General features: G+C 69.2%; 11 protein-coding genes. 9 read left to right on the top strand and 2 right to left on the bottom strand.

The genetic code is table 11. The features are described 5' to 3' along the window. Positions 1 to 168: 168 nt before the first annotated feature. Together FMEAI12_RS22515 and FMEAI12_RS22520 are read right to left on the bottom strand one after the other, a co-directional pair. The gene (locus tag FMEAI12_RS22515) at positions 169 to 546 is read right to left on the bottom strand and encodes a hypothetical protein (protein ID WP_112107744.1); all 378 of its coding nucleotides are present in this window, start codon (positions 544 to 546) and stop codon (positions 169 to 171) included. Beyond that, entirely contained in the window at positions 543 to 3059 is a 2517-nt protein-coding gene (locus FMEAI12_RS22520; RefSeq protein ID WP_200835383.1) for an AAA family ATPase, read from the bottom strand. The genes FMEAI12_RS22515 and FMEAI12_RS22520 overlap by 4 nt, the downstream gene beginning before the upstream one ends. Positions 3060 to 3338: 279 nt before the next feature. Between FMEAI12_RS22520 and FMEAI12_RS22525 the strand changes: the two genes are divergently transcribed. From FMEAI12_RS22525 to FMEAI12_RS22565, 9 genes are all read left to right on the top strand, one after another. Then, on the top strand, positions 3339 to 5147 hold the full coding sequence (locus tag FMEAI12_RS22525) for an N-6 DNA methylase (RefSeq protein ID WP_112107762.1): 1809 nt from the start codon (positions 3339 to 3341) through the stop codon (positions 5145 to 5147). A gap of 62 nt (positions 5148 to 5209) precedes the next feature. Then, positions 5210 to 7177, top strand: a complete 1968-nt coding sequence (locus tag FMEAI12_RS22530) for a class I SAM-dependent DNA methyltransferase (RefSeq protein WP_112107745.1) — start codon at positions 5210 to 5212, stop codon at positions 7175 to 7177. Then, positions 7174 to 8427: a restriction endonuclease subunit S gene (locus tag FMEAI12_RS22535; RefSeq protein WP_146776754.1), complete on the top strand. Its 1254-nt coding sequence runs from the start codon at positions 7174 to 7176 to the stop codon at positions 8425 to 8427. The genes FMEAI12_RS22530 and FMEAI12_RS22535 overlap by 4 nt, the downstream gene beginning before the upstream one ends. An 86-nt stretch (positions 8428 to 8513) precedes the next feature. Next, complete coding sequence (locus FMEAI12_RS22540) at positions 8514 to 11591, top strand: DEAD/DEAH box helicase family protein (RefSeq protein ID WP_200835385.1); 3078 nt, start codon at positions 8514 to 8516, stop codon at positions 11589 to 11591. 33 nt (positions 11592 to 11624) lie between these two features. Beyond that, complete coding sequence (locus FMEAI12_RS22545; RefSeq protein WP_200835386.1) at positions 11625 to 13307, top strand: serine/threonine-protein kinase; 1683 nt, start codon at positions 11625 to 11627, stop codon at positions 13305 to 13307. A 19-nt stretch (positions 13308 to 13326) separates the two neighbouring features. Continuing rightward, complete coding sequence (locus FMEAI12_RS22550; RefSeq protein WP_112107749.1) at positions 13327 to 14928, top strand: hypothetical protein; 1602 nt, start codon at positions 13327 to 13329, stop codon at positions 14926 to 14928. Then, positions 14925 to 15707, top strand: a complete 783-nt coding sequence (locus FMEAI12_RS22555) for a hypothetical protein (protein ID WP_112107750.1) — start codon at positions 14925 to 14927, stop codon at positions 15705 to 15707. The genes FMEAI12_RS22550 and FMEAI12_RS22555 overlap by 4 nt, the downstream gene beginning before the upstream one ends. Further along, complete coding sequence (locus FMEAI12_RS22560; protein ID WP_112107751.1) at positions 15704 to 20287, top strand: hypothetical protein; 4584 nt, start codon at positions 15704 to 15706, stop codon at positions 20285 to 20287. The genes FMEAI12_RS22555 and FMEAI12_RS22560 overlap by 4 nt, the downstream gene beginning before the upstream one ends. Positions 20288 to 20478: 191 nt before the next feature. Beyond that, entirely contained in the window at positions 20479 to 21354 is an 876-nt protein-coding gene (locus FMEAI12_RS22565; protein WP_146776756.1) for a hypothetical protein, read from the top strand. Positions 21355 to 21415: the final 61 nt, after the last annotated feature.

The following is a 21415-nucleotide window of genomic DNA, read 5'->3' on the forward strand; positions in this document are numbered from 1 at the left end:
ATTAACCCAGCGCAAGCTCACACAGTTGGCCCCATTTCCCGCCGATTGGCTGACAGGGCATCAGGGGCGGGTCCACCGGCGCTCCCCCTGTGGGCGCCGGTGGACCCGCGGCTCATCGGATTTACCGGCTCCACCCGAAACCCTGTCGTCGCGTTTGCTTGTCCAGCGTCAAGAAACGAGCTGGCTGACCAGGGCGTCGACCTCACACCGCCAGATCCGGACCTGCGCCGGAGTGGGGCCGATCTCGTACCCGTGGTAGTGGCAGCCGAGGCAGACGTGGGACCAGACGGCGGTCGCGCGGCGGGCCGTCCGCGGTGCGGCATAGTGGCGCAGGCAGAGCAGCTTGGCCCGCATGTTGATGCGGAAGGGCTCAGGGAGCACGGGTTCTAGCTTCCGGTCGATGGCGATCTCCAGGGCGGTGCGCAGGACGAGAGAGGCCCCGCGGTGGCACGCGGCAGGTGTGGTGTCGAGGTGTCCAGCGAGCAGCAGATCGGCTGTTCGCAGCAGCTCGCCGATCAGGACCTCGGGCGCCAGGGCGGCGGTCATGGCGCGGCCACCTGCGGCCTGCGGATCTTCTCCACGATCTCTTCGACGCGATCGACGAATCTGTGCGGGTCGGAGATCTGCGCTCCGAACCCGTGCGCGCCGCGCTGGCACTGCTTCACGATCTCGACGGCATGCGAGCCACCGCACAGCCTGGCCAGCTCGCCGTAGACGTCGCGGGTTCTCGCGACGTCACCGAACAGGGCAATCGCGGCGACTTTGTCGAGTTTCCCGGAGCCGTCGATCGCCGTCTGCAGGACACGTTCGTCGCCGCCATCACGGTGGTGCCGGATCCAGGCCGCCTCGGTGAAGGCGCTCTCCAGCGCGGTCCTGCAGACGCCGGGCAGCACATGGGTCCGGACCACCGGCGGCAGACTCTTGGTGCTGGCGAGATCGCGCGCGTCCTTGAGCGCCTGAGCGACAGGGTCCGTGACCCGCCGGACCGACACCCTGGACGACTCTGCGCGCTCGACCTGGAGAATCGTCACCGGCAGTTCCTGGCTGGTGAACGCCCGCTGGAGCCGGGGGTCGTGGGTGAACACCACGACCTGCCGGTGCCGGCCGATCTCGTCCAGCACCCGCGCGAGCCCGTTGACCTTCGCCGGGTCCATGGACTGCACCGGGTCGTCGATGACGACGAAGCCGAACGGGCTGTCGGCGGCGGTGGCCAGCGGCAGGAACAGCGACAGCGCGAGCGAGTGCTGTTCCCCCTGGCTCATCACTGACAGCGCCGAGGCCTCAGCCCCGTCGACGGAGACGTCCATGACGAGCTTGCGGACGGTGGCCCGCTCGCTGCCGTGCAGGTGGATCTTCTTCAGGCTGACATTGCTCTCCTGGCGCAGTTGCTCCCAGATCCGCTGGGATTCGTCGCCGAAGGCCTCCATCCGCTGCCCCTGGAGCTCGGTCACGAGCTCCTTGAGCCACCTGCGGGCCTTCCCGAGGTTCCGGAACCTGGGCTTGTTCTCCTCGACCTCGCAGGCGAGGGCGGTCCAGCTCGCCAGGCGGCCGTAGAGCGGACGCCACCGCTCGTCCCGGGAGGCGAGCTCGGCGGCTGCCTCCCGGCTCGCGTCGGTGCAGGCCGTGGCCACCGCCTGGGCGGCCTCGACGGCACGCCCGGCCAGCGCGGCGGGGTCGTCGATCGTCCGGCAGGCGCCCCACTCGCGCCACACGTCGGCGAGCTCGGCCGGGACGCTCGACGGCACCCGGATCAGACTCCGAACCTCCTGGACGGCCGAGGTCAGGCGGCGGCGCGCGTTCCCGGCGGCCTCGCCCTCCCGCCGCAGCACCGTCACCTGCTCGGCCGCTCGCCGCGCCCAGTCGGCGTCGAGAACCCCGCCGGTGCCGCACACCGGGCAGGCCTGCTCGCCGGCGTGCCGGCCGTGGTGCGCCAGGGCGTCGGCGAGCAGCTCGGCGCGGTGCAGGGCGTCCTCGCCGTCCGTCGCACGCGTGGCCTCGACCGCCTCGGCGGCCTCACGGAGCCGGGCCACCGCGGCCGTCACCTGCCCGGGGTCGGGGCCCCGCAGGGCCGCGGCGAGCCGCAGCTCGGCGAGACGCCCGTCATCGGCCGCCGGCAGCGTGGCCAGCAGCTCGGTCAGGGCCGCGAGATCCGGGCCGCCGGTCGCCTCGAACGCCTCGATCGCCCGGATCGCGCGACCCTCGTCCGGCAGCTCGTAGAGGTCCTCCTTCAGCACCTTCGCCTCGGCTTCGGAGCGCTTCGCCGCACCGCGCAGGCTGGTCTCCTCCTCCCGCAGCCGGCTGTCGGCCGTGCCGAGGTCCCCGAGCCCGAGGATCACGTTGACCGCGTCGTACAGCTCCACGGGCCTGCCGTTGATCATGCGGTCGAGGTCGACGTAGGAGAGGAAGGGCCGGAAGTCGGTCAGGGCCCGGGCCCAGGCCGCCTCGTCCTCGGGGACCTTGCCGTGGCCGGGCCGCTTCAGCTCGCCCTGGGAGTCGCCGAAGTCGTCGCCGTTCCACGTGCGGGTGAGGGTGCTGCGGCCGTTGTCGCCGTCGACGGCGAGCTTGACCTCGATCCGTGGGCTGGCGCCGTCGTGCAGGTTGCGCCACGCGCCGCGGCGCGTCGGGTCCAGCCGCTCCCAGCGGGCGTTCGTCCCGGTGAACGCGGTCTCGATGCTCTCGGCGATGCTCGACTTGGCCGAACCGTTGCGGCCCGTCACCAGGTTCACCCCGCGGCCGGGAGCGAGAGCCAGGCGGGTGCGAGCGCCGATGCCGCGGTAGCCGGTGACGGTGACGGAGTCCAGGTAGACCCGGCCGGTCGTGGCCGTCCCCGGCGCGTCCGGGCTTCCGAGGGCCTCCCGGAGAAGCTCCTTCACCGGCTCGGCCAGCCCGGGCTGGGCCAGGCGGGTGGCCGCCAGTTCGGCGATCGGCACGGAGCGGCCGGGCTCCTCTTCCTCTTCCTCTTCCTCGGGCGGACGGGCGGTCCCGCGCTGCTCGGGCACGGACGGCTCGGGCATGGACCGCGCCGGCGGTTCGGGCTCGTTCGGTTCGGTCTCGGTCACGGTGGCTCCCGGGTTCGGGTGGAGCGGCCAGGGGGAGACGAAGCCATCGCCGTGCAGGGCGATGATCTGGGTGGAGAGGACCCGGCCGTACCGCCGCCCGCTGAGGGGAGCGCGCGTTCCGGGTCTGTGCGGTGCGCGGCTGAACCGCGTCGAATCGTGACTGTAAGGTAGATCTTGTAACCACGTCAAGCGTGCACAGGCTTTCTGTGAACAGTGGCGTCACCGTACACAGACCCTTGCCGAGTGAACCCTTGCCCCTGTAAGGTCACCCCTGTGAACATGGACGGGCAGGACGAGATGACGGCGGCCGCCATCGCGCGGCGAGCCGGCGTCGGCCGGGCCGCCGTGTCCAACTGGCGCCGGCGCCACGAGGACTTCCCGAAGCCGATCGGCGGCGGCTCCACCAACCCGACCTACTCCTGGGCGAAGGTCGAAGCCTGGCTGCGAGAGACCGGGCGCGCCGACCAGCTCGCGATGTCCGGGCGCACCGAGACCGGCACGCAGTCCATCAATGATCCGATCAGGGCAGCGGGCGGCCGAGCAGAGGTGTCCACCGAAGCCGAGCCGGCCGTCACCAGCCTGACGTCCGGCGCACTGCTCGCCAGGGTGATCGCCTCATTGCTGCCGCTCTCCACAGCCGCCGGCCCCGGCGACCGCGACGGCGATACGGACGGCGACGATGGCGAGGCCGACGGCGACTTCGACCTCTCCGGCGCCGGGCTGCCCGCGGTGCTCGACCCGACGTGCGCCGCCGGCGAGCTGCTGCTGTCCGTCGCGGACAGGTTCGAGAACCGGGTCCGGCTACTCGGCCAGGACAACGACGAGTCGGCCGCCCAGCGCGCCGCACTCAACCTGCGCAGCCATCCGTTGGCCGGGCCGTACGAGATCCGCTTCGGCGACTCGCTGCGGGAGAACCAGTTCACCGACATCCTGGGCCGCGCGGCGGCCGTGGTGTGCGAGCCGCCGCTGGACCATCCGGCGTGGCCCGCCGACGAGCTGGCGGCCGACCGGCGCTGGGAGTTCGGGATCCCGGCGCCGCGCGACGGCGAGCTGGCGTGGGTGCAGCACTGCTACGCCCACCTGCGCCCGCACGGCACCGCGGTCGTCGCCGTGACCCCGCGGACCTGCGTGTCGCCGTCCGGGCAGCCGATCCGGGAGGAGATGGTCCGCTCCGGCGCGCTGCTCGCGGTGATCGCACTGCCGCCGGGGATGAGCTCGCTGCCCGACACCGACGTCTGCCTCTGGGTGCTGCGCCGCCCGTACGGGGACACCGACGGCGGGCCGGTGGTCATGATCGACCTGTCGCGGGTCGCGGCCATGGCCGACGTCCCGCAGCAGCATTCGGTCTGGCGCCGGCTGTTCCAGGAAGCCGAAGCGGCTCCGCCGGCCTCGGGGCAGGCCCGAGCCGGGCAGGCGGACCCCGGCCCGGCCGTCGCCCGTGCGGTCCCGCGGCTGCGGCTACTCGGCGGCGATGCCAACCTGCTGCCGTCCCGTCATGTCACCACCCGGGTTGAAGCCAGCGCCGAGGACCTCGCGGAGGTCACCGACCGGCTCGCGGCGCTGTACGCCCGGATCGGCGCCGGCCTCCCCCGCTTCGCCGCGGCCAGCGCCGGCTCCCGGCCGCCTCATACCTACATGACGACGCTCGCCGAGCTGGAACGGACCGGCGCACTGAGGATCCGGCCCAGGGACACCACTCCGCGGTGCGGCGACGTGCTGATACGCACGATGGGCCGGTCACCTGTGGTGGCGACCGGCGCAGAAGCCTCCGACGCCCGAATCGCCCACGTGGTCGAGCTGAACGCCGACCGCCTCGACGCCCACTTCGTCGCGACCTTCCTCGACGTCGACGCCCGGGCGATGCCGGTGGCGAACACGCTCGGCGCGCTCAGCCGCGAGGACCTGCGCCGCTGCCGGATCCCACGGATGTCACTGCCCGAGCAGCGCCGTTACGGCGCCGAGTTCCACCGCCTGGACGAGCTGCGGGACGCCCTGTCGGTACTCGCCCGGCTCAGTGCCACAGTGATCGAGCGGACGGTTCACGGCCTGACCGTCGGCACCCTCGACCCCGGCCGATCCGCTCACTGATAAACCGACCGACCAGCACGCGCGAAGACAACGAAACACGAGGACAGCGAAATGGAGACCCTGTGTCCGCTGGACCCAGTCACTCGAAGATAGCCGCCGACATCTGGGCAGTGGCCGACCTGCTGCGTGGCGACTACAAGCGCCACGAGTACGGCGGGGTCATCCTGCCATTCACCCTGCTCCGCCGCCTGGACGCGGTCATGGCACCGACCCGCGAAGCGGTCTGGAAGCGGGACACGGAGCTGCGGATCGACAACAAGCGGCGCATGCTGGAGATCGCGGCGAAGCTGCCCTTCTACAACACCTCCAAGCAGGACCTCAGGTCGATCGTCGCCGACGACAAGAACGTGGCGAAGAACCTGAAGGACTACGTCAACGGGTTCTCGCCGAACGTCCGCGAGGTGCTGGAGCGCTTCGACCTAGACAACGAGATCACCCGGCTCAACAGCGCCAGGATTCTCTACCAGGTCGCCGGCCGGTTCGCCGCGATGGACCTCGGCAGCCTCAGCAGCCACGACATGGGCTACGTCTTCGAGCACCTCATCCGCAAGTTCGCTGAGGACTCGAACGAGACCGCCGGAGAGCACTTCACTCCCCGCGAGGTCATCAAGCTGATGGTCAACCTGCTCATCGCCCCGGACGCGGACACCGTGGCCGGCGAGGGCCAGGTCATCAACGTCTACGACCCGGCCTGCGGCACCGGAGGCATGCTGACCACCGCGGAGGACCACCTCAAGTCAATCAACCCGGGCGTCGAGGTCTACCTGTTCGGCCAGGAGCTCAACCCCGAGTCGTGGGCGATCTGCCAGGCGGAGATGCTGCTGCGCAGCCAGCGCGGCGACATCCAGCTCGGCAACTCCTTCAGCCAGGACCACTTCCCCGGCCGCCGGTTCGACTACATGCTGGCCAACCCGCCGTTCGGGGTGGAGTGGAAGAAGGTCAAGACCGAGGTCGACCGCGAGGCCGAGCGCGGCCACGCCGGCCGGTTCGGCGCCGGGCTGCCGCGGATCAACGACGGCTCGTTCCTGTTCCTGCAGCACATGATCTCGAAGATGGAGCGTGTCGAGGGCAAGGGCGCCCGCCTCGCGATCGTCTTCAACGGCTCCCCACTGTTCACCGGCGCGGCCGAATCCGGCGAGTCGAACATCCGCCGGTGGATTCTGGAGAACGACTGGTTGGAGGGCATCGTCGCCCTGCCCGATCAGCTCTTCTACAACACCGGGATCTCCACCTACTTCTGGATCCTGTCGAACCGCAAGCCCGCCAAGCTCGCTGGGAAAGTTGTTCTGCTCGACGCCCGCGACCAGTGGGAGAAGATGCGCAAGTCCCTCGGCGACAAGCGCAAGCAGATCAGCGAGGCACAGATCGAGCACATCACGAAGCTCTACATGCGGGCCGTCGACGTCGCCGCGAATCCGGACGACCCCGATCACGGCAAGGTGAAGATCTTCGGGACCCGGGACTTCGGCTACCACCGCATCACCGTCGAGCGTCCGCTGAAGCAGCGCTTCGAGATCACCGAGGACACCCTCACCGCACTGGAGAACTCCAAGGCACTGGCCCGGTGGGACGGCCGGGACGCTCTGGTCACCGCGCTGCGCGGCACGAACGGCTCGGTGTGGCGGACCAAGGACGAGGCATCCGCCGAGCTGCTCACCACAGCCATGGCCGCCGGCGCCGGCCTGCCCGGCACCGCCGCGCTACTCAAGGCCTTCTGGGCCGCGATCGCGGTCTCCGACCCCGACGGCGAGGTCCAGCGAGCGAACGGCTCCCCGCTGCCCGACCCGGACCTGCGCGACTTCGAGAACGTCCCCCTCGACGAGGACATCGACGAGTACTTCGCCCGCGAGGTCACCCCGCACGTCCCCGATGCCTGGATCGACCACGACAAGACCAAGGTTGGCTACGAAATCCCCTTCACCCGCCACTTCTACGTCTACACCCCGCCGAGGCCACTAGCCGAGATCGACGCCGAACTCCGCGACCTCGAGTCCCAGATCCAGAAACTCCTCGGCGAGGTGACGATGTGACCACAAAATTCCTTCCGAGCTCCGTTACCTGGCCGTCACATTGGCAAAATCTTCCGCTCTGGGCACTTTTTGATCGAATCAAGGATGTTGGGCATCCGGACGAAGAGATGCTCAGCGTCTATCGGAGCCATGGGGTAGTCAAGAAAGATGGTCGCGACGACAACAACAACCAAACTGCCGAGAATCGGAATATTTATCAACTAGTTGAGCCTGGCTGGTTCATTGTCAACCGAATGAAGGCATGGCAAGGCTCGACCGGAATATCACCTTTCCGCGGAATCGCCTCGGGTCACTATATCTGTTTTCGACCGAAACACCGAGAAGACCCAAGGTATCTCAACTGGCTGCTACGTTCCAACGTATACACGACCGAGTATGCGCGCATGTCTCGCGGCGTGCGTCCAGGTCAGATCGAGATCGACAATGACGAGCTACACGGTCTAAGAATAGCCATCCCACCGCTCGACGAGCAGCGCCGCATCGCCGACTTCCTCGACGCCGAGACGAGACGCATTGATGCCCTGACAGCAGCAAGAAGGAGGATGCGCGAGCTACTTTCCGTTAAGAAACAGCGCGCGATCGAAGGCGCCCTAGGAATAGACTCCAGACCTCGCATGCTTCCACTGAAATTCATGGTACAAGCGATCGGGGTTGGCATCGTAATCAGACCATCGGACTGGTACGTAGAAGAGGGTGGCGTCACCGCTCTACGTGGCCTAAATGTTCACCCAGGCCGCATCGACACCTCCGAAGTAGTGCGGATCAGCATTGAGGGCCATCTTGAGAATAGAAAATCGCGACTGTCGGCCGGCGACGTCGTCGTGGTGCGAACCGGGCAAGCCGGCGCAGCGGCAGTTGTCCCCGAAGAATTGGATGGCTCGAACTGCATCGATCTACTAATTATCCAACCAGGCCATGTAACAAACTCACACTTTTTGGCGCACTATCTAAATTCCCCATATACACAAAGAAAAATAATCGAACATTCAGTGGGAAGCATTCAAGCACATTTTAATGTTGGCAGCATGAAACAGCTCGATTTCCCGGCATTGGACCTCGTCGAGCAGGAGCGACGCGCGACCGTCGTCGATGAGGTTGTCGGTTATTTCGATCTTTTGGAGTCCCGAATTGGGATGCAACTCAGTGTACTCGGTGAGCGTCGACAGGCTCTGATCACTGCGGCGGTCACTGGCCAGATCGACGTAGCGACGGCTCGTGGACTCGGGCCTTCTGGAGGTGTTGCTGCATGACTTTCGGAGCGCACACCGAAGGCGCATTCGAGGCCCGAGTTGAGTTGGAGTTGCTTGCGCGGGGGTGGGAGCGTGGACAGCCAACGGTGGGATTCAGTGCGGAGCTGGGGCTCGATACCGCCGAGATGATCAGGTTCATCGGGGCCACGCAGCCGCGGAGTTGGGACCGGCTCGTCGACCTGTATGGCGACAGGGTGGTGACGCATCGGCAGTTCTGCCAGCGGGTGGCGGCCGAGGTGGACGCGCGTGGGGTGCTGGACGTGTTGCGGCAGGGGGTGCGGGACCGCGGGGTGCAGATCGACCTGGCCTACTTCCGGCCCGGCCACCTGCTCGCCGCCGACGCTCTCAAGGAGTACGACGCCAACGTGCTGACGGTGGCCCGTCAGCTTCATTACAGTGCCCGAAACCCGGGCCAGTCGGTCGACCTCGCGTTGTTCGTCAACGGCCTGCCGGTGGCGACCGTCGAGCTGAAGAACCCGAACACCAGGCAAAACGCCGATCACGCGATCGACCAGTACCGCGAGCGTGACCCCCGGGAGCTGTTCTTCGCCAAGCGGGCGCTGGTGCACTTCGCGGTCGACCCGGACAGGGCGTTCGTCGCGACACGGCTGAAGGGCCGGGACACCGAGTTCCTGCCGTTCAACATCGGCTCGAACGGCCCCGGGCGCTCGGGCGGCGCTGGTAATCCGGCCCCAGCAGCCGGCTCGTACGCCGTCGCCTATCTGTGGGAGCAGGTCTGGCAGCGGGACAACTGGCTGGAGATCCTGCAGCGGTTCCTGCACGTCAAGGCGCCGGAGAAGAAGGGTGCGAAGACCAGCGTCCACGAGCTGGCGCGAATCTTCCCCCGGTTCCACCAGTGGGACGCGGTGCAGAAGATGGTCGAGCACGCCCGGAGCAGCGGCGCCGGGCACAGCTACCTGGTGCAGCACTCGGCCGGCTCCGGTAAGTCGAACACGATCGCCTGGCTCGCGCACCGCCTGTCGAACCTGTTCGACGCGGACAACCAGCCGGTGTTCCACAAGACAATTGTGATCACCGACCGGGTCGTCCTGGACCGCCAGCTCCAGAACACGATCTACCAGTTCGACCACACCCCCGGCGTCGTCAAGAAGATCGATCAGGACTCCGCGCAGCTCGCCGCCGCCCTCGGCGACTCCACCTCGAAGATCGTCATCTCGACGTTGGAGAAGTACCCCTTCGTCCTCGACAAGATCGCCGGCCTGGGGCTACAGGGTCACCGGTACGCGGTGATCATCGACGAGGCGCACTCGTCCCAGGGCGGTGAGTCGGCGAAGAAGCTCAAGGAGGCGCTCGGCGCGAACGCCGTCCGCGCGGAGGACGAGGATCTGGCGACCTACCAGACCCGGGTGCGTGGCAAGCAGCCCAACCTGTCGTACTTCGCGTTCACCGCCACCCCGAAGGCCGGGACGCTGGACCTGTTCGGCACCCTCGACCCGGAGCGGGTGAACCCGCACAGCGGTGAGCAGGGCATGAAGGTACCGTTCCACGTCTACTCGATGCGGCAGGCGATCGAGGAGGGCTACATCCTCGACGTCCTGGCGAACTATCTCACCTACGACACCAAGTGGCGGCTGCGCAACGCCGCCGTCGAGCAGCAGAACTCGGCGATCGCCAATCCGGACGTCGACGAGAAGAAGGCCAAGCGGAAGCTCGTCCAGTTCGCCGAGCGGCACCCGACGGCGGCGGCGCAGAAGGCACGTCTGATCGTCGAGGACTTCCGGGAGAACATCTCGGGCCGGCTCGGCGGCCGGGCGAAGGCGATGGTCGTCACGGGCAGCCGGCAGCAGGCGCTCGACCTGTACCAGGCGATCCGCCGCTTCGTCGACGACTCCGGGTTCACCGACTGCGGCACCCTGGTCGCGTTCTCCGGGAAACTGACGGACGACGCCACCGAGGCCGAGTTCACCGAAGCCCAGCTCAACGGCTTCCCCGAAGGCCAGCTGCCGGAGAAGTTCGGCTACACCCAGGCCGACGACCCGCACGCCGCCGACCGGGCCCAGGCTGGCCGGGTCCAGGACGAGTACCGGATCCTCGTGGCCGCCGACAAGTACCAGACCGGCTTCGACCAGCCGCTGCTGTGCGGCATGTACGTCGACAAGCCGCTGACGGGCGTGAACGCGGTGCAGACGCTGTCGCGGCTGAACCGGATCCACCCGCTCAAGTCGCAGGACGACGTCCGGATCCTCGACTTCGTCAACGAGGTGGAGGACATCCAGGCCTCGTTCGCGGACTGGTACGAGACGACGATCACGCCGCCGACCGACCCGAACCTGCTCTACGACCGGCAGCGCAAGGTCATGGAGTACGAGCTGCTCGTCGCCTCCGAGATGGAGTCGTTCATCCGGGTGCTGGCCGAGGCGGGCCCCGCCAGGATGACCGACGCCGCCGAGCGGAAGCTGCACGCCCAGCTTCACCAGCACATCCAGCCCGCCATCGACCGGTTCGTCGACCTGCCCACGGACGACGAACGCGAGGGCTTCCGCAAGGCGCTCACGGACTACGTCCGCGCGTACAGCCTCATCGCGCAGATCGTCGACTGGGGCGACCCGGACCTGGAGCGGCTCTACCAGTACGGCCGGATCCTGCTGATCCGCCTGCCGGGCCGCCCGGCCGCGTCGGTCGACATCGGCGACGCGGACCTGACCCACTATCGCCTCGAGTTCACCGGCAAGCACAACATGTCCCTCTCGCCGGTCGGCGACCGGGACGTCCGCGGTCACGCGGCCGACGGCGGCGGCTTCGAGGAACCCGAACTGGTCAAGCTTTCGACGATCATCGACGAGCTCAACGACCGGTTCGGTCTCGGCCTCGGCACGTCCGACCAGGTGCTCTTCTACCAGCAGGTTCTCGGCCTGGTCGAGGACACCCAGATGCAGCAGATCGCGCTGATGAACGACGAGGCCCGCTTCGGCCAGGTCGCCGACGACCGGCTCGACGACATCGTCGCCGAGAACGCCGAGCGCAACACCGATTTCATGAAACTCTATTTCGACAACACCGAATTCCAGAAGGCCATCAAGGAGGCGGCACGCAGGCGCGCCTACCGGATCATCACCGAACCCGCGCGCGACGAGGCCCTGGCCCGCCTCCGTGCCGAGATGCTCCGGGAAACCACCGGATCGGGGCCCGCCAGTATCGGCTGATATAAATATCGACCGGACTGCGAGGGGGATATCGTGGCGGATACAGCGAGTCCAGCGGGTATAGCGGATACCGCGGCGGCGGGCCCGGCGGGCGAGCCCGACGGAAAACGGCGGTTCGGCGGGCGTTACCGGGTCGACGGGGAGCTCGGCCGCGGCGGGATGAGCCAGGTGTTCTACGGCTACGACGAGCGTCTCGACCGGCCGGTCGCCATCAAGGTGCTCCGGCAGTCCCCCGCAGGCCAGATCCCCACCTCGCCGGACAGCCCGGAGAACATCGAGATCCTCGACCAGTTGGAGCGCGACCGTAAGCGCTTCCTCCGCGAGATCCGCACCACCGCGCAGCTCGAACACCCCGGCATCCCGGCCGTGTACGACACCGGTTCCGAGAAGAATCCCGACGGCAGCCCCCGGCTCTGGCTCGTCATGCAGCTGCTCCGCGGCTCCAGCCTCGAAGCCCTCATCGACGGAACCGACTACGAGACCGAGCCGCTCGCCCTGGCCAGGGCGGCGGCCGTCGCCGCCCAGATCGCCGCCGTGCTGGCCGACGTCCACCGCGTCGACATCGTCCACCGCGACATCAAGCCGGCCAACATCATGGTCGTGGACGGCGGCCTGGTGAAGGTCCTCGACTTCGGCATCGCGATTCTGCGCGGCGCCGGTGCCCTGCCCCGCCTCACCCAGATCGACAAGACCGTGGGCACCCCGCCCTACATGTCGCCCGAGCAGCATCTCGGCCAGGTCGTCACCACCGCCTCCGACATCTACTCTCTCGGTTGCCTGCTCTTCGAGCTGCTCACCGGTGACCGCCCGTTCTACGACCGCCCCGACAACTCGCTGCGTGCGCAGCACGTCCAGACGGCGGCACCGCCGGTCCGGGCCCATCGCTCCGGGATCCCCCCGGAGCTCGGCTCGCTCGTCGCGGCCATGCTGGCGAAGGAGCCCCGGGAGCGCCCCACCGCCGAGGCCGTTTACAACGTCCTCGTCCCACTGGTTGCCGGACCATCCTCCGCGGGCGTGCCTGACAGCCCCAGCGGGCAAGACGGCCGGGTACACCCAGCTGACGAGCCTGCCGGCGACGGCCGCGACCCGACGCGCCCCTTCCGACACCCGCTCCTTGCCCCGCCCCGGCGCCGCATCCCCGCCGCACGCCGCCCGCAGCTCTCCGATGCGGCCGTCGACCAGCTTCGCGCCAACATCCGCGTGCTTCTGGACAACGACCGTCCCGCCGAGGCCATCAGCCTCCTCGAGGACGGCGTCGAACGGGGAGCCGAGGATCCTGCCCGCGCTCTCGAACTGCGGGAGCTGCTCGCTGCCACCTTGTTCTTCGCGGACGAGTACAGCCGAGCGGCCTCGCTTTTCGACGCGGTCGGGCACGAGTACCGCCGGTGGGGCCTGGAGCCGAGCCATCCCTGGGTCCTCAACTGCGCCTACCACGCCGGTATCGGCTACGCGCAGGTCGGGAAGCCAGACGAGGCCCTCCCCCAGCTACGGTTCTATGTCCAGCACGCCGACCCGACAGCGGGCGACGACGAGCCGGACCGGATCCGCGACGCCCGCGTCACGATCGCCCAGCTCCTCGCCGGCACCGGCCACCGCGCCGAAGCCCTCGCCGAGCTCGAAGGCGTCCGCCGAATGCTGCTGGCCACATTCGGCGGCGACTCGACCCAGGTTCGCAACCTCACCAAGCTCATCGACCGTATTGCGATGATTCGCTGATCAACCGTGGGGGTCGGTGGTGGAAGATGGGTGGGACCGGGTTCCGGACCTGGCCGAGTGGAGCATCAGCATCCCGACGGACGACGCGTCGATCGCCCGGCGGCGGCGCGCGCTGGCGCCCATCGAAGTCCTCACCGACATCGAGCGGACGAAGACGAGCCTCGACGGCGATTTCTGGCCGCACTACGACCTGTTCAACATCGCGCTGGCGGTCATCGACCAGGTGGCTCTCGCGATGGGAATCTCGGCCGGGCGATCGTGGGAGGAGATCCTGGAGTACGCCGCCGAGCAGGCGGCGCGTCAGGTACCGGACGCCGGATCCGTCCAGTGGCAGGCGGTCGCCGAACGCGTGGTCGTCTCGTTGGTGACAACAGACGTCGAAATCGTGCCCTATCTCGTGCACACCACCGACGGACCACGTTGGAGAGCTCAGCGTTTCCGCCTTCTTTACATGTACGTGGGCTCCGACGGCTCCGAGCACCTGCGGGCGTCGGAACAGGCGATCAACATCTTCATCGACGCGCTCGACCTGGACATCGAGGCCGCGCAGATCGCGAACGAGGCACAGCTACGGGCACTGATCGACCGTGGCGCCATCGAGTCGGCCGTGACGATCGCCAGGCATGCGCGCTACCGGTCCATCCAGTTCCAGGAGCGGATCCGGCGCATCGTCGCCGACACGCTGATCGACCCGGACACCCACGACTGGATCGACACCGTCCCCGGACTTCTCGACGCGGCCCTCGCCCATGTCGCCGAACGGCTGCGAAGTGAGACCGCGCTCCTGGACGCCGTCGCCGATCAACGGTCGGAGATCGGCGACGCGGCCCGGCTGGTCGCCGCGAACCGGCTCATCGAGATCCTGCGGGAATGCCGGCACCGCCACAACGAGCTGCACAGCCATCTGATCGGTGCCCGCAGCCGGCTTCGCGAGGCGTTGGACGACAGATTCACCCGGCCACCACGGGCGGCGCACCGTTGCGACGTCGGCTCCGACCTGCTCGAACCGTACTTCGCACGTTCCACCGCCGAGGCTGCCGAGGCAGCGGCCCGGCTGGTGGCCGCGGTAGGCGGGGTGACCACGCGGTGGTGGCCGGACCTCGCCGTCCTCGTCGACGAGCTGTGCGCCGAACCTCGTACGCCTGGTGAGGGTGAGCCGGTCGAGGAGCCGGAATTCGCCGCGTCCGACGAGGCCGAGTGGTGGGAGCCGTACGAGGAGGCGGTGGAGTCGATCCTCGCCTCGATCGACGAGCCGATCCGCCTGTCCCAGCTGGTCGCACGGGTGGAGGACACCGCCCCGGCACTCACCGACGAGGCCGGCGACCGGCTCGATCCCTTCCTGCTCGTCGCGGCCGTCGTCCACGCCGCGCACCGTGCCTGGTCGACCCGGCTCGCCGGACGTGCCGCGGGTGATCGTCTGCTTGTCGGTGTGGACACCGGCGCGACCATGGTCACCGGGGACATCCGGTCCTCCGACCTGTTACTCGTCCCCGCCACCGTGACGGCGGACATCAACCCGCCTGCCGCTCAGGAGCCAGCCCTGCCTGCGCAGTTCCAACCCCTACCGGCACCGTTCGACGAGCTGACTCGCGACGGCGTCGACCCGGAGGCAGTCAGTTGACCCTGACCGCGGACGCGCACGATCTCGGCCGCCTCCTGTGGTGGGCGGCCCGGCCCCGGGAAACCCCGGCGCGCAACGAGGACTACCACCGGATCGTCGGGCGCTACCGCCGCGAGCCGGATTTCGCCCTCGCCGCGGACGCGATGTTCACCGGCGCCGGGCTGCGAGTGGTTGTCGACGAACGGGACGGCGTGATCGTCATCGCCGAGTCGAACTCGCCGCTGCGCCTCACACTGGGCGATCTCATGAAACGCGCCCAGCCTCATCACCGGGCGGTGATCGGAGCGGTGGTACTGGGCATCGCCCGCGCCGCCTACCCGGAACCATCCATGGTCGACGACCCGGACCGGATTCCGCTGATCACCGCGCAGAACGTCGTCGACATCCTGGACCGGGTGGCGCAGGCACACGCGGACACGCGCGGCGACGACAGTGACCTCGACGACGACCGGGTCGAGATGTGGCGACGCTGGACGGACCTGGCCCCGGCACGCCCCAACGCACGCCGCCAATCGATGAACGACCGCCGCGGCGTCGTCAACCGGGTGTGCCGGCTCATAGCTGAAGCGGGCTATCTCACAGCGCGTGGTGAAACCGACGGAGGCACCTGGACGGTACGTCCACGATTCCGGCACACTGTCGCCACGCTGACCACGGATTCGGATCTGTACGCGCTGGTCAACGGCCTCGCCGACCGGTCGGCGCAGGAAGCCGGAACATCCGGCGAGCCAGCCGACGCGAGCGAAAGCAGCGATCCTGACGACCGGGATGGTCGATGAAGTCGAATCGTAACGACCAGTCCACGTTCGACTGGGACACGTTGCCCGGTAAGCCCACGGATCCGAGTGGGCTGCCGACCCCGCCGCTGCGGCTGCGCCGGGTGTACCTGCGCGGCGTCGGCCCGGAGGGAGCCCGCTTCGATCCGCTGGACCTGGACTTCACCACGTCCGCTGGGGCGGCCTCGCGTGTTCTGTTGTCACTGACGAACACCGGCGGCAAGTCGACGCTGATCACCCTTGTCTCCAGCCTTGTCGTGCCGGCCGCCCGGGCACAGGTCGGCGGCAAGAATCTCGGCGACTACGTCCTCACCGGCGACACGTCCCATGTGATCTGTGAATGGGAGGACGCATCCACCGGGACCCGCACCGTCACCGGCACGGTGATGGAGTGGAAGGACGGCCGGCGCCAGCCCGGGCACCGGCAACGCTCGACGACAGGCATGCATCGGGCCTGGTACCTGTTCCGGCTCCGCTCAGGGGATCCCGGCATCGATGAGCTGCCCTTCCTCACCGCGGCTGGCCACCGCACCACCTTCGATTCGTTCGTCGGCCAGGTCACGACCCTGCTGTCAGCGCGCACCGACTCTCCACACGTGATGGCACGGTCCCAGGGCAAGTGGATCGAGGCCCTGGAGCAGTATACGAGTGTCGACCCTGTCCTGTTCGGCTACCAGATGCGGATGAACGACTCGGAGGCCGGCGCCGAGAAACTGCTCGCCACCTTCGACTCGCCCGACAACGTGGTCCGTTTCTTCGTGGCGGCTCTCAACGACGACCGCGAGCTGGCCGATTTCACAAAGAAGCTCGCACCGTACGCCGAGCTCGCCGGCCAGCGACCTGAGCTCGAGGCGCTCGCCGCGTTCGGAGCGCTGCTCGGCCCACTGATCGAGACGGTGGCCGACCGGGCGACCGGCGCGGACGCCGCCGAGCAGGCGGCACGGCGGGCCCGGATGGCCGGTGGTGAGCACGCCGCCGCGCTCGACAACCGGGTTGCCCGCGACCGGGCATCGCTCATCGAGCTGGCGGCGGCCCAGCTCCAGGCCGCCCGAGAGGCCGCCATCGCCCGCCGCGAGTACGGCCAGATCAGCGACATCCGTCTGCAGCTGCAACTCGAGGAGACACGCGCCCGTCTCGACGTTGCGACGACGGCGGTCCACCGCGCCGCACGTACCGCGGAGACGGCCACGGCGCTGGCACGAGCATGGGACGCGGTCGACCTCGTCCTCGACCTCGCGGAGGCCCGCGGTGCCCGCGACGCTGCCCAGGCGGCCTACGATGCGGCCGACGCCGGGCTCGATCCGCTCCGGACCGCGACAACCGAGGCTGCCGCAGCGCTCGCCGGCCGACTCGACGGACTCGTCGTGGAGGCCGACGAGGCGGAACGTCTCGCGGACGAGCAGAGTCAGACGGCCGATCGGAAGGCCGAAGATGCGGCGGAGCGCCGGACGGCAGCCGAGAACCGCGCCGGCGACGCCCTCCGTCGACTGAACGAGATCGACGCTGAGGTCAGAACCGCTGAGATGGCCCGCGAGGCGGCACTTGCCGCCGGATGGCTGCTGGACGGTGAGCGCCCCGAACGTTGCGCGCGCCGCTGGTCAGATCAGCATGACTCGGCGGAAGCCGAGGCTGGGAGGCAGGACCGGACAGCCACAGAGGCGGAGGGCGCCTTCGACGGCGTCACCGGCGAGATCGAACGCACCGACGACGAGATAACGGGGCTGAGTGAAGACGCCAGCCGGGCTCAGTACGAGCTGGGAACGTTCGACACCGATCTCGCCGCTCTCACGGCCAACCCGACGGTGGTGGCCCTCGTCGGCGCCGAACCACGCGGCTCTGATCAGGTCGCCAGAGCCGCGGAGCTGGCTGGCGCGGCGGCGCGGGCCGCTGACGGTCGGGGCGCCGCCCACGAGCAGCACGCGCGGGCCGCTCAGGAGGAACTCGCCCACCTCGACGAGACCGGCACGGCGCCGGCGGGGGCGGACACGCTGGCCGTGCTCGCCGTCCTGACCAGCGGCGGGTTCGGTGCGGTCACGGGGCTGCACTGGATCGAGCACAATGTCGTCGACGCCCAGGCCCGACCGGCCTACATCACCGTCCACGCGGACATCGCCGGCGGCGTCGTCGTCACGGATCCCGCCCGCTTCGACGCGGCTGTGGCCCACCTCCAAGCCCAGGAGGTAACCGCCAGGACGCCGGTCGCGGTCGTGACCGCTCCTTCGGCCTCGTCCACCGCACCCGCAAACGCAACCGCGTCCGCGTCCGCGTCAGTAGGCGAGGTGCCGGCCGCACTGCTCGTGACCGACGGGCGCGGGACGCCACGCAGACATGTCGTCATCCCGCACCGCGCGACCTGGGACCGGGAATGGGCGGCGGCCAGCCGCGATCAACTCGACCAGCTCGCACGCGACGAGGCGGCAGCCGCGGTGACGGCGCGGGCGGCAGCCGCCGACCACCGCGCCGCGGCAGCCGCCTGCGGGCAGTTCACGCGCCGCTGGCAGTCGGCCTCCCGCGATGACCTGGCGCGTCGGGCGCGGGAGGCCGCCGAAGCTGTGACCGATGCGCGGCAACGCCGCGCGACGCTGATCACCAGACGCGACAGCCTCCGGGAACAGGCCGCTACCGCTCGGCAGCGGCGGGACGCTGCCCGGAAGGAGGCGGCAACGGCCGAGCGGCACCAGGAGGCCGCCTCGGATCTCGCGCGGCAGTCCGCGTCAGCGGGAGTGGCAGCCGAGGGCCGGGGGCATGCCGAGGACCTCCGAAGGCGGGCGTTGCGCGAGGCGAAGACCGCGTCCGCCGAGGTGGAAGCCGCGCAGCGGGCAGCACGCCAAAGCATCAGGCAGGCGGCCGATGCCCGCGCCAACCGGGGGCCGTGGCTGCGGGAACGCGCCGAGCTCGGCATCGAGGTCGCGGCGCCCGATCCCGGCGGCAACCCCGAAGTCGTCCGCCGGAAATGGCGCGACCTGCTAGACAAGCTCTCCGCCGCCGAGCGCGGCATGCTCGAAGCCGATGCGCTGGATCGCGCCAAGCGGCGGGTGGGTGAGGTCTCCGGGCGGCTACGGCGGCATGACGCGGAGGCGATCAGGCACGCCGAGGTGCTCACCGGGACGATGGACGCAGCGTCACCGGAGCTGCGCACCGCCGCCCAGCGGCGGGCGAGCCAGGATGCCCGCGACGCCGAGTCGGCCCGGCTGCACGCGCTGGCGGAGCGGACCAGCGCGCAGGAAGCAGTGGACGCGGCGCAGCCAACCAAGCCTCCCAACTACGTCGACCTGTCCAGCACCCCGGAGTGGCTGCCGTCCACGCCCGCCGACATCCCGGAGATCCTCAACCGGCTGGAGATCCGGAACACCGAGCTGCTCGCCCGACGGGATGCGGCCGACCAGGCCGAGGCCGATGCCAAGGCACTGCACGACCTGGTCGACGCGGACGTGACCGCACTGGCGGACATCGCCGCCATGTGGCCGTTGGAAAAGTCGGTGACCGGCGCCGAGTTCGCCAGGACCAAGGACGCCGCCCGACAGCGCATGCGGGGCCTCCTGGACGACCACCGTCGCGCGGAGAATGCGGAGAACGAGGCACGCAAGATGCTGCACGACTCCGTCGTCGACGCCCGTGCCGCGGCCGGTGAGACACGCTGGCGCGATCTCGGTGCGCCCGTTGCCGTCCGGCTGCGCGCGCTGCGGGAGAACGAGCTAGTCGCCGAGGCACCGACGCTGGCCCGGCGGATCGCAGCGATGACCACGTCCGCTCTCGGTGATCTCGATTCGATGAACACCCACCGCTCGGTGCTGCGCGACGGCCTGGTGTCACTGTGTCGCGAGCAGCGGCGGCTCCTGCGCGAGGTCTCCCGTTCGTCCCGCCTGCCACCCGGGCTTGGTGACCTCTCCGCGCAGCCGGCAATCAAGATCCGCTTCGAGGAGGCTCCGGACGACGTCGCGACGGGTCGGCTCGCGGTCCGCATCGACGGATGGGCACGGGAGCTCGCCGACAACCCGAAACGGGCTTCGTCCGCCGACGTACGCGCCCGCTGGCTGGCCGACGCTGTGCGGGACACGGTGGTGGACCGTATCCGGGCGGGCGCGTGGACGATCGAGATTCTCAAGCCGCGGATCGACGGCAGGGTGATGTACTGCCCACCGGATCGGATCCCGCACGAGTTCTCCGGCGGCCAGGTCCTGACGCTCGCCGTGCTCATCTACTGCGCGCTGTCGGGGGTCAGGTCCGCCCACCGGGTAGGCGGAGCCCGACCGCCTGGCGCGCTCATCTTGGACAACCCGTTCGGCGCCGCCTCCGCGGAGGCACTGATCGAGATGCAGCACCGGCTCGCCGCGCACACGGGCCTGCAACTCGTCTGTGCCACCGGCCTCAACGACGCGGGGGTGGACGCGGCGTTCACCGGGCCCGGGTCAGTGATCGTCAAGCTCCGCAATGACGGAGACCTGCGGCGCAACCTCTCTTTCCTACGACTGCGCGCGGCCGTCGTCGACGGTGTCGACATCGCCACCGCGATCACCGCCGGGCGCGACCCCGCCGACAGCCGGAACTGGGTCGATGGCACGAGCTACGAGGTACGACGATGAGCCGGCCAACGGTTCCCGTGCTCCCGACCGAGGCGACCGCCATGGCTGCGGCCCTTCGCGCCCACGGGTCGGTGCGGGTCGGCCTGGACGCGCTGTGGCGGCTGTGGGCAGCCGCCGCGCCCCGCCTCGTCGGCAGCGCCGTCCAGACCGAGGGTCTGTCCGCCGTCCTCACGGAGCTGGCCTGCGACGGCGTGATCACGCTGCCGGTCGGCGCTTGGGATACTTCGACGGTCCCCGCGCTTCCTCAATGGGTCGCCGTCCCCGAAACACGGCGGGCCCGCCGCGATCGAGCGTGGACGCGATTTCCCTGGCGCGCCGAGATGGGTTGGGCCGCCTCGCTGACCGACCTCTCCGACGACCGATTCCGCGACCTGGTCGCCATCAACGACTGGCTTGTCCGCACGGATGGTACGGGCGTGCCGATCGTGCCGGTCCGGTATCGGTCGGTGGAGCTGTTCGGCGACGAGAAACACATGGACGCGATGGAACGGACCAGGCTGTTCGGGGCCGGCCGGCTCAGCCTCGAGCTCCTGCGCTGCAGACGGATCCCGGCGCCGCTTCCAGCGGCGATTGTCGGCGCAGGCCCGGATGTCCTCGTTGTGGAGAACAGTGACACGTACTGGGTGGCCGTCGAGGCAATGCTGGCGGCACGCGGACACCCGGTCGGGGTGGTTGCGTGGGGTTCAGGTCGGACGTTCCCCTCCCAGGTGGCGACGCTGACCATCGATGTCGCCGGCCGCGGCCCAATCACCGGAGCCATCTGGTACTGGGGGGACTTCGACCCTGCCGGCGTGACGACCGCCATGGAGGCGGCGGAGGCGGGCGACGCGCGGGGACTCTCCATCCGTCCGGCGATCGGACTGTGGTCCGCCATGGCGGATCGGCCTGTTCAGAATGCCGGCAGCATCCGTTGGCCGCCTGGCCTCGGACAGGACTGGCTGGGATCGCTGCTGTGGGAGCGTCTCAGTCACATCCGCGAGGCCTCCGGGCGGATTGCCGAGGAATCGGTACCTCGTTCAGCGATCACCGACTGGGCAGCCGGGCTCACCGAAACCGACATCGACTGAAGCACCTCGATGATGCCGAGGGAACTGAACACATCCAGAACTTTGTTCATTGGCGTCACGA

The organism is Parafrankia sp. Ea1.12 (assembly GCF_900465275.1).
GTDB lineage: Bacteria > Actinomycetota > Actinomycetes > Frankiales > Frankiaceae > Parafrankia > Parafrankia soli.

Excerpts from the sequence above, each read along its gene's own strand:
- FMEAI12_RS22525 (WP_112107762.1), top strand. The coding sequence starts at position 3,339 with ATGGACGGGCAGGACGAGATGACGGCGGCCGCCATCGCGCGGCGAGCC.
- FMEAI12_RS22560 (WP_112107751.1), top strand. The coding sequence starts at position 15,704 with ATGAAGTCGAATCGTAACGACCAGTCCACGTTCGACTGGGACACGTTG.
- FMEAI12_RS22515 (WP_112107744.1), bottom strand. The coding sequence starts at position 546 with ATGACCGCCGCCCTGGCGCCCGAGGTCCTGATCGGCGAGCTGCTGCGA.